This window comes from Cupriavidus sp. 8B (assembly GCF_054589115.1).
Genome location: NZ_BAAILO010000404.1, coordinates 131,944 through 141,253, shown reverse-complemented (window position 1 = coordinate 141,253; position 9,310 = coordinate 131,944). Strand labels below are relative to the sequence as shown.

Annotated in this window: 7 protein-coding genes; 2 read left to right on the top strand and 5 right to left on the bottom strand. The window is 67.6% G+C overall.

The window, feature by feature from the left end:
* Positions 1 to 214: 214 nt before the first annotated feature.
* Positions 215 to 1,012 carry a MipA/OmpV family protein gene (locus tag ACYP5B_RS38355; RefSeq protein ID WP_459573052.1) on the top strand — a complete coding sequence of 266 codons (798 nt, stop codon included), beginning with the start codon at positions 215 to 217 and terminating at the stop codon, positions 1,010 to 1,012.
* A 35-nt stretch (positions 1,013 to 1,047) separates the two neighbouring features.
* On the opposite strand, the gene ACYP5B_RS38350 is transcribed toward ACYP5B_RS38355, so the two are convergent.
* Positions 1,048 to 1,974, bottom strand: a complete 927-nt coding sequence (locus ACYP5B_RS38350; protein ID WP_318236192.1) for a DMT family transporter — start codon at positions 1,972 to 1,974, stop codon at positions 1,048 to 1,050.
* Between the two features lie 352 nt (positions 1,975 to 2,326).
* Between ACYP5B_RS38350 and ACYP5B_RS38345 the strand changes: the two genes are divergently transcribed.
* On the top strand, positions 2,327 to 2,644 hold the full coding sequence (locus ACYP5B_RS38345) for a PadR family transcriptional regulator (protein WP_400097363.1): 318 nt from the start codon (positions 2,327 to 2,329) through the stop codon (positions 2,642 to 2,644).
* A 291-nt stretch (positions 2,645 to 2,935) separates the two neighbouring features.
* On the opposite strand, the gene ACYP5B_RS38340 is transcribed toward ACYP5B_RS38345, so the two are convergent.
* The 4 genes from ACYP5B_RS38340 to ACYP5B_RS38325 form a co-directional block, all read right to left on the bottom strand.
* A complete protein-coding gene (locus ACYP5B_RS38340; RefSeq protein WP_459573051.1) occupies positions 2,936 to 3,955 on the bottom strand; it encodes a putative 2-aminoethylphosphonate ABC transporter substrate-binding protein in 1,020 nt (339 codons plus the stop codon).
* 81 nt (positions 3,956 to 4,036) lie between these two features.
* Positions 4,037 to 5,782 (bottom strand): putative 2-aminoethylphosphonate ABC transporter permease subunit, encoded by a 1,746-nt coding sequence (locus ACYP5B_RS38335; protein ID WP_459573050.1) that lies wholly within the window; start codon positions 5,780 to 5,782, stop codon positions 4,037 to 4,039.
* Positions 5,779 to 6,879 carry a putative 2-aminoethylphosphonate ABC transporter ATP-binding protein gene (locus tag ACYP5B_RS38330; RefSeq protein ID WP_459573049.1) on the bottom strand — a complete coding sequence of 367 codons (1,101 nt, stop codon included), beginning with the start codon at positions 6,877 to 6,879 and terminating at the stop codon, positions 5,779 to 5,781. Before ACYP5B_RS38330 ends, ACYP5B_RS38335 begins: the two co-directional genes overlap by 4 nt.
* A 115-nt stretch (positions 6,880 to 6,994) precedes the next feature.
* Positions 6,995 to 9,310, bottom strand: a 2,316-nt coding sequence (locus ACYP5B_RS38325; RefSeq protein ID WP_459573048.1) for a sensor domain-containing protein, incomplete at its 5' end; no start/stop codon positions are given.

Genomic DNA, 9,310 nt, shown 5'->3' with positions numbered 1-9,310 from the left:
CCTACTTTCTTGGCGAGACAAGAAAGTAGGTCGCCTCCCCGCAGGGGAGGTGAAACTGCCTTTGACTTTGACGTTAAGCAGTTGCAGTTGCAGTTGTCCTTGACGTTAAGCTGCAGTCGCCCACCCATCCCCCCACCAAATCCCCCCTCCAGTTAAAATCCCCCGCTAGCCCCCGCGCGCAGCGCGGCCCCACCCCAACCCGCCCCGCGTCCAAATGCCCATCCCCTTCGCGCCCCGCCCCGCATTCCTGGCTCTAGCCCTCGCCCTGGGCACCACAGCCACCTGGGCAGCGCCTGACGTCCCGGCCACCAGCGCTCCCGCCAGTAACTGGAAGATCTCCGCCGGCCCGGGCATTTACGTTGCGCCGGATTTCCCCGGCTCCCGCAAGTCGCTCGTCTATCCGATCATCTACCAGGACATCGACTACGGCGGCCGCTTCTTCTCGCGCGGCTTCGACCTGCTCGGGGTCTATGCGATCAACAACGATATCTGGCAGATTGGCGCAGACTTCCAGTTCGACCCGACCTGGCGCAAGAGCAAGGATGACAGCCGGCTGAAGGGCCTGGGCGATGTCAACATGACCATGCGGGCGCGCGCGTTCGCACAGGCACAGGTATCGTTCGTGACGTTCTCGGCGGATGTGGCGCAGGATATCGCGGGCCAGGGCCAGGGCCTGATTGCCAATGGGGATGTGCTGTTCAGCCTGCCAGCGGGTAAGTGGCTATTCACTTTGGGGCCAGGGCTGACCTGGACCAACGGCAAGTACATGCAGACGTTTTTCGGCGTCACGGCAGAGCAGAGCGCGCGTTCCGGCCTGCAGACGCACGCTGTGGGCGCCGGCCTGCGCGAGTGGCACGCGAATGGCATCGTCAGCTACGAGATCTCGCGCAACTGGTCCGCGCTGGCCTCAGTGACCTTTGCCCGGCTGCAGGGCGATGCGGCCAGCAGCCCGATCACCGACCGGCGCCAGCAGTGGACTACCATGGGCGCGGTGACCTACCGCTTCCGCTAAGCACGGGAAGCGCGGCAAGCTAGAGCCTTCCGCCTTCAGGGCCGGCCCGGCCCCGGCACCGCCGCATTCCCGCTCGCAGCCGGGGCGGCGGGGCGCAGCACCAGCCAGACCGCCATCCCGATCAGGGCCCCGCCGCCGGCGTGTGCCCACGACAATTGCTCGCCAAGGAAAATGGCGCCCCAGACGATGCCAAACGGCGGGATCAGGAAAGTCACGGTCAGCGAGCGGACCGGGCCCAGGTCGGCGATCAGGCGGTAGTACAGGATGTACGCAATGGCCGTGCAGACCATCCCCACACCCAGCATCGCCATCCACACGCCCGGCCCTGCGGCCGGCAGCGTGTTCTCGCGCAGCAGCGCTACCGCGCTGAACGGCAGCAGGAACAGGGTGGCGCCAAACATGCTGCCGGTTGCCACCAGCCGGCTGTCCAGGCCGCCCTGCGCAGTGATCCACCGCCGCGCCAGGAAGCCCGCCAAGCCATAGCAGGCAGTCGCCACCAGGCAGGCGGCGGCGCCGAGCAGCACCTGGGGCGAGAACGCTACCGGGCCGGTGCGGGTCAGCACCGCCACGCCGGCAACGCCGAGCACAACCCCGCCGGCCTTGGCCAGCGTCAGGCGCTCGCTAAAGCACAGCGCGCCAATCAGCACGCCCATCAGCGGCGTCATGGCATTGAACACCGCGGAGTATCCGGCCGGCAGCCACAGCGCCGCGAACGAGTACATGGCAAACGGGATACCGGAGTTGATCACGCCCAGCGCCATGACCTGGCGCCACTTTCCGCGCATGTCCAAGCGCATGCGCATCATCATCAGGCAGGCCGCCAGCGTGAGCGCGCCGATCAACACACGAAGGAAGGCGGCGGTCAGGGGGCCCAGCACGGGTGCGCCGATCCGCAGGAACAGGAAACTGGCGCCCCAGATGGCGGCAAGGCTGAGCAGGCGAATCAGGTCGGCGGGTTTCATGGCGGCGAGGGAAGACGAGGATGGGGTGCCCGGATTAAACCCCGACGGCATTGGGGCCGCTAGCTGGTTTCGGACATTTCCCTGCCCGAAACAGCCGCAAACGAGCGGATCATTATCCACTTTTAAGCAGAATCACCACGCAGGCACCCTACCAAAGAGGGGACAGCTACACTAGTTGCGTGACAAGTCGTGTTTAGTTATTTTAAAATCTGATCTGCGCCAGAGTTAATTGACCCCTCCGACGCATTCCCGACAAGCCGCCACTCACGTGGCGGCTTCTTTTTTTGCGGCGCAGAGTTCACAACTATAAAACAACGTCAACCACAATGCGAGATGCCGCGTTTGCACCGTCATGAAACGACAGTTCCTTGGCTTGCTAGCCCGCATTTACGTCCTCCAATTCGCCGTCGAGGTGCCGGCCACCGTGGCCATGCTCGCCGAGATGCTGATGGAGTACGGCTTCCAGGTGGACATTGGCACCGTCCGTCCCTTGCTGCGCGCCTTGCAGATGGAAGGCTACATGGAAAGCGTCCTGCGTGACGGCATCGGGCGCGTCTACCTGATCACGGAACGTGGGCGGGAAGAGTTGCGCAGCAGCCGCAGCCATGTGGACGACCTGTATCGCCGCCTGCACTCGCGCAACGATCCCTCGGAAGCTTCCCACAACTGATTGCCAGCACGGCGGCCATGCTCGGCCGCCTATGCGCAGCGCCCGGCGCTCGCATCGGGGCGGTTTGCGTCCGCATTCACGCCCTCGTCTCCCCTCACATTTCCCCCGCACAATGCCTGCCAAAAACGCCCAAACGGGGTCGTTTTGCCGCAACTCCTCATGCGACGAATAACGTACCCGTTTCTGCGTGGACCACCATGCTTTGCGTCAATGAAAGCGCCCGGACAAGCAGCACACGCTGGATTGCGCACCGCTTGCCCGGGCTTGCCGGCTGACGCTGATCGCCGGGTTTTACTTCTTCTCGGCCTTGCCTTCGTAGCGCTTGCTCCACTCGGCGAGGATGCGGTCGCGGTTGGCGCTGGCCCACGTGAAGTCGTTCTTGATCAGGCGCTTCTCGTAGTCGGCCGGCAGCAGCGGGTCCGGCTGGGCGATGCCCGGGATGGCCAGCACCGCGAAATTCTTTTCGTACAGCGCCATGGCGTCGGACGATGCGGAGAAGTCGGCCAGCTTGCGCGCCGCATCCAGGTTCTTGGTGCCCTTGATGATCGCGGTAGCCTCGATGTCCCAGCCCAGCCCTTCGGACGGCAGCACGATGTCGATCGGCGCGCCTTCCTTCTTGGACTTCATGGCGCGGTACTCGAACGCAATGCCGATCGGGAACTCACCCTGTGCCGCCATCTTGCAAGGCTTGGAGCCAGAGTGCGTATACAGGCCGATGTTCTTGTGCAGGGCGTCCATGTAGGACCAGCCCTTTTGCTCGCCCATCATCTGCAGCCAGGCGCTGACGTCCAGGTAACCGGTGCCCGACGACGCCGGATGCGGCATGACGATCTTGCCGGCGTATACCGGCTTGGTCAGGTCGGCCCACGACGTGGGCTTGGGCAGGCCCTGCTTTTGCGCCTCGATGGTGTTGAAGCAGATTGCCGCGCCCCATACGTCCATGCCGACCCATGCCGGCGGGTTGGCGGCGCCGCGGTATTGCGCGTCCACCGCCGCCAGGTTCTTCGGCGCGTACGGCTGCAGCATGCCTTCCTTGTCGAGGATGGCGAGGCTGGAACCGGCCAGGCCCCACACTACGTCGGCGCGCGGCGCGGCCTTCTCGGCCAGCAGCTTGGCGGTCACGATGCCGGTAGAGTCGCGCACCCACTTGATCTCGATGTCCGGGTTGGCCTTCTCGAACGCGGCCTTGTAGGCGGCGATCTGGTCGGCCTCCAGCGCGGTGTAAACCGTCAGCACGGTATTGGCATGGGCGGCGCCGGCCAGCAGCGCGAAGGCGGCCACGGCGGTGGCGGTGCGGAACAGGTGAGTCATGGTTTCTCCTTGGAAGGCGTGTCGTGAAATTCGGGTCGTGAAACGCGTGTCGTGGCGCCGGGGCTTGTGAGCGATGGCGAATCAAGGCGCCGGCGCGCGCCAGGCTTGCGTGCGGCGCAGCCAGCCGCGCGCGGCGCCCATCAGCAGCAGGCAGGCCAGTGCCGAGGTCAGCAGGATCAGCGTGGACATGGCCGCGGCGGGCGCGGTGTCGCCGGCGTCGTCCATGTTCAGCACCGAGATCGCGGCCAGCACGGTATCGGGGCTGTAGAGGAAGATCACCGCGGATACCGTGGTCATTGCCGAGACGAACAGGTAGCGGAAGATATCGATCAGCGCGGGCAGGCAGATCGGCACCGTCACCCGCCAGCAGGTGACCAGCGGCGCCACGCCAAGCGACAGCGCGGCTGCCTCGAACTCGGCATCGAGCTGGCGCAGCGCGGCGGCGGCGGTGAGATGGCCAGTGGTGTAGAAGTGGGCCACGTTGCAGATCACCAGCAACGTCATGGTGCCGTAGAGCGCGTGCAGCGGATTGATTGGCGCGTTGAAGAAGAACACATAGCCCAGCCCGAGCACCAGGCCGGGCACCGCCATCGGCAACACAAAGCCGGCGCGCAGCACGCCGTGCAGCCAGGCCGGCCCGCGCGTGCGCTCGGTCAGCCAGGCGCCGAAGAAGATCGCCAGCGTGCCGGCCAGCGCGGTCAGCGCGGCCAGGCGCAGGCTGTTGCGGTAGGCCAGCCAGCCGCCGCCATCCATATTGTCGAAGTCATAATGCGCCAGCGTGAGCTGCAGGTTGTACGGCCACAGCTTGACCAGCGAAGCGCCCACCGCCGCCGCCAGCATGGTCAGCAAGGCGGCGCCGATCACCATCACCACCAGCGTGCAGCAAGCGTCGCGCAGCACGTCGCGGCCCGGCACATAGACCTGGGCGCGGCTCGACATCTGCGCGCGCTGCCGGCGCTGCATGGCGATATCCACGCCGAAGGTCAGTAGCGCCGGCAACAGCAGCAGCATGCCGATCAGCGCGCCGCGCGCGAACTGCTGTTGCCCCACCACGGCCTTGTAGGCTTCCAGCGCTAGCACCGGATAGCCGCCGCCCACCACCTTGGGCACGCCGAAATCCGTCACCACCAGTGTGAACACCAGGCAGGCCGCGCCAAACAGGCCATGCCGCGCGCCCGGCAGCGTCACCGTGAGGAAGGTGCGCCAGGCGGAAGCGCCCATGGCGCGCGCGGCCTCGTACAGGCGCGCGTCGGCCAGCGAGAGCGCGGCCATCAGCACCATCAGCGCATGGGGAAACGTATAGAAGGCCTCGCCCAGCACGATGCCCCAGAAGCCATAGATGCCGCCGGCGCCAAATGCGCCCTTGAAGACGCCCTGGTTGCCGAACAGGTAGACCAGCGCGATGCCCGGCAGCAGCGAAGGAGCAAACAGCGGCAGCAACGCAATGCCCCGCCAGAGCGGCTTGAACGCGATGCGGGAGCGTTGCAGCGCGTAGGCAAACCCGAAGGCCAGCGGCACCACCAGCGCGGCCACGGTCAGCGAGACGGCCAGGCTGCGTCCCAGCAGCGGCAGGAAATTCGGATTGGCGACAAGCTCGGCCGCGCGCGCGGGCAAGGCCCAACGCCCGGCTTCGTCGAACCAAGCCTGGCCAAACAGCGCCAGCAGCGGCAGCACCAGCGCCACGGCCAGCCCGGCAAGCCAGAGCCACTTCATCGCGGCGGGTGCGGCATGCGCGATGCGGTCCGCCGCGCTGCCGGCGGCACGCCCGCGACTGACGGTGGCATCGCTATCGGCCTTCGCTGCGGCCGCGGGCAATGCGCGCGTCATGCGAACACCTGCAGCGCCTGGCTGGGCAGCGACACCCAGAACTTGTGGCTGCCCGGCGCCGGCAGCAGGTGGCGCTCCTCGCGCAGCACATCGGCAAACAGCGTCTGGCCCGGCAGGCGGTCGGCCTCCAGCATCAGGCGGTAACGGCTGCCCAGATAGGTCTGGTCGACAATGCGCGCCAGCAGGCGGTTGGGCTCGCCTTCCAAGGGGTGCAGGCGAATGGCTTCCGGGCGGCAGCACAGCCGGGCCGCGCCCTCGGCTACCTCGCCGGCACGGGCCGGGGATACGGCCAGGTCGAGCTCGCCCACGCTGAAGGTATCGCGCCCGCTGAGGCGGCCATCCAGCCAGTTGGCCTGGCCGATAAACTCGGCCACGAAGGCCGAGGCCGGGCGCCCGTAAATCTCGCCGGGCGTGCCGACCTGGGCGATGCGCCCGCCCTCCATCACGGCGATGCGGTCCGCCATCGCCATGGCTTCATCCTGGTCATGCGTGACCATGACGGTGGTGACGTTCAGGCGCCGCTGCAACTGACGCAACTCCAGCCGCAGATGCTCGCGCACCCGCGCGTCGAGTGCCGACATCGGCTCGTCGAGCAGCAGCAGCGATGGGGCCGGCGCCAGCGCGCGCGCCAGTGCCACGCGCTGCTGCTGGCCGCCCGAGAGCTGCCCGGGGAACTTGCGCTCGCTGCCTGCCAGGCCTACCAGCAACAGCATTTCCTCGACGCGGGCCTCGCGATGCGCGCGTCCCATGCCTCGGCCCTGCAGCCCGTAGGCCACATTCTGGGCCACCGACAAATTGGGAAACAGCGCATAGGACTGGAACAGGATGCCGTAGTCGCGCGCCTGCGGCGCCAAGCCGGTCAGCTCGCGCCCGCCGGCGTGGATACGGCCCGTGTCCTCGCGCTCCAGCCCCGCGATGATGCGCAGCAAAGTGGTTTTGCCGCAACCCGAAGGACCCAGCAGGCACAGCAGTTCCCCCTGCGCCACCGACAGCGAAACGCCGTCCAGCGCCTGGAACCCTCCCGCCCCCGCGAAACGCTTGCCTACCTGCTCGACCGCCAGGAACGCGCGGCCCGGCGCGGACTCACCTGCTTGCATGGACAACCCTCTGCGCTTTGATAACAGCGGGCAGCATAGGAGCGGCGCATGCCAGCCGTGTGGCAGTTGGGCAAAGAATCCCGATGCAGGTATTGGCGGATTTTGGGGGTGCGCCTCAGGGCGCTGCCCGCACCCGTTGCGCGTAGGCCTGCATGGCCGCTTCCCCGCCTGCCGCGCAGATCTCCATCAGGCCGGCAAGCGGCACCGCCTGGCAGAACAGGTAGCCCTGCACGGCATCGCAGCCGTGCTCGCGCAGGAACGCAAACTGCGCGGGCGACTCCACGCCTTCGGCCACCACCTGCAAGTGCAGCTGGTGGCCAAGGGTGATGATGGCGGCCGCCACGGCCTGGTGATGTTGTTCGTGCGCCACGTCGTCGACGAAGGATTTGTCGATTTTCAGCTTGTCGATCGGCAGCCGCGTCAGGTAGCCCAGGCCCGAATAACCCGTGCCGAAATCGTCGATCGACAATCCCACGCCGAGCGCGCGCACGCGCTCGAAGGTGTCGATGGTCTTGCTGCCGCCCTCGATCAGGATGCCCTCCGTCACCTCGATGGTGAGGCTCGAAGCCGGCAGGCCTGCGGCCGCCAGGCACTGCGTGACCATGGCGGGAAACCCTTCCTGGCGCAGTTGCAGCGGCGAGATGTTCACCGCCACATCCAGCTCCACGCCAAGCTCGCTGCGCAACTGCTGGATCTCGCGGCAGGCCGTGGCCAGGATCCACTCGCCCAGCGGCATGATCAGGCCGCTCTGCTCGGCAATCGGGATGAACTCTGCCGGCGGGATCACGCCGCGCTCGGGGGTTTCCCATTGAATGAGCGCTTCCACGCCGGTAATGCGCAACGTGGCCGCATCGACGATGGGCTGGTAGCGCAGCTTGAACGCTTGCGTGGCCAGCGCGCGCCGCAGCAGCCCCTCGATGGTGAACCGTGCCATCGACGCCTCGGCCATCTCGCTGGAAAAGCGGCTGAGCTGCGCGCCGCCGCGGCGCTTGGCCGCGTACATGGCAGCATCGGCATTCTTGAGCAGGTCGGCAAGGTTATCGCCGTCGTCGGGGCACAGCACCATGCCGATCGAGGGCGTCACGCGCAGGCGCTGGTTGCCCAGCTGCAGGTCTTCCGACAAGCGGGCCAGGATCTTGGCGGCGACCAGTTCGGCCTCGCTGTCCTGGCTCAAGGGGTCGAGCACCACCACGAACTCGTCGCCGCCCATGCGGGCGACCAGGTCGGCGTGGCGCACCGCGGCCTTGAGACGATCGGCCACGATGCGCAGGACCTCATCGCCGATGTGGTGGCCCAGCGATTCGTTGATGCGCTTGAACTGATCGAGATCGAGCAATAGCAGCGCAATGCGCTCGCCCTTGCGCAGCGCGCGCTGCAGCACCAGTTCCGTGCGTGCATGAAGCTCAGCGCGGTTGGGCAGGCCTGTGAGGGCGTCGTGATGCGCAAGGTGCCGGATGTATTCGTCGGCCCGCTTGCGCTCCGTCAGGTCATGCGCGATGGCGAGATAGCCGCCGGCATCCAGGCCCCCGATGGCGGCCTCGCCAGCGAGGGCCGGCTCGGGCGCGTCCCCCGTGCCGCCGGACACGCGCGCCTCGGGCAGCGCGGTCAGCGTCAGTTGCACCGGCAGGCGCGAGCCGCCCTTGCGCACATAGGTCCACTCCTGTTCGTCGGCCAGCCCGAGCCGGGCCTTGCCGACCACGGCGGCCAAGCCGGGGGCCACCGGCTCGCCCAGCTCGTTGGTGAGCACGGCAGCGCGTGCCACGACCTCCTTGGGATCGAGGAAATCCAGATAGCGCATGCGACCGGCCACCTCGCTGGCCTGGTACCACAGCATGCGCTGGCCGGCGCGGTTGATGCCGGTCACCGTGCCGTTGCGGTCAAAGGTGATGACGCACAGCGCGGTGTGATCGAGCACGCGCGCGCTGCGCTCGGCCGTCTGGGCGGCGGCAAGCTCGGCACGGCGGATGGCGCTCAGGTCGGTCACCACCCACAGCACCCGGCCGGGCCCGGCGGCGGGCACCGGCGCCACGGCCACGCGCACGGGAATGGTCGTGCCGTCGGACCTGCGGGCGTGGCTCTCCAGCCGCCCCTCCAGCGCCGTCGCGGCCAGCGTGGCGGCATCGGGCAGCAAGGTGGCGATGGCGGTGCCGGCGAACTGGTCCGGCGCCTTGCCGAACAGCGCAGTGGCCGCCGCGCTGGCGATCTGGACACGGCCACCGGCATCGCACACCAGGAAGGCATCGGTGGCGCTGGCCAGGCCCGCGCGCTGCAAGGCGCCATCCGCCTGCCGGCCCTGGCGCGCCCGCGCCGCGAGTTGCCACGCCCTACGCCGCTGGCGCGCCAGCCCAAACACAATCCAGGCTAGCAACAGCGTGCCCACCGTGCCGCCCGCCAGAGTCAGCATGGAGCGCCGCGGGCGATGCGCCGAATC

Bases quoted from the DNA above. Each gene is read 5' to 3' on its own strand.
- ACYP5B_RS38355 (WP_459573052.1), top strand. From the start codon at position 215: ATGCCCATCCCCTTCGCGCCCCGCCCCGCATTCCTGGCTCTAGCCCTC.
- ACYP5B_RS38350 (WP_318236192.1), bottom strand. From the start codon at position 1,974: ATGAAACCCGCCGACCTGATTCGCCTGCTCAGCCTTGCCGCCATCTGG.
- ACYP5B_RS38345 (WP_400097363.1), top strand. From the start codon at position 2,327: ATGAAACGACAGTTCCTTGGCTTGCTAGCCCGCATTTACGTCCTCCAA.
- ACYP5B_RS38340 (WP_459573051.1), bottom strand. From the start codon at position 3,955: ATGACTCACCTGTTCCGCACCGCCACCGCCGTGGCCGCCTTCGCGCTG.
- ACYP5B_RS38335 (WP_459573050.1), bottom strand. From the start codon at position 5,782: ATGACGCGCGCATTGCCCGCGGCCGCAGCGAAGGCCGATAGCGATGCC.
- ACYP5B_RS38330 (WP_459573049.1), bottom strand. From the start codon at position 6,879: ATGCAAGCAGGTGAGTCCGCGCCGGGCCGCGCGTTCCTGGCGGTCGAG.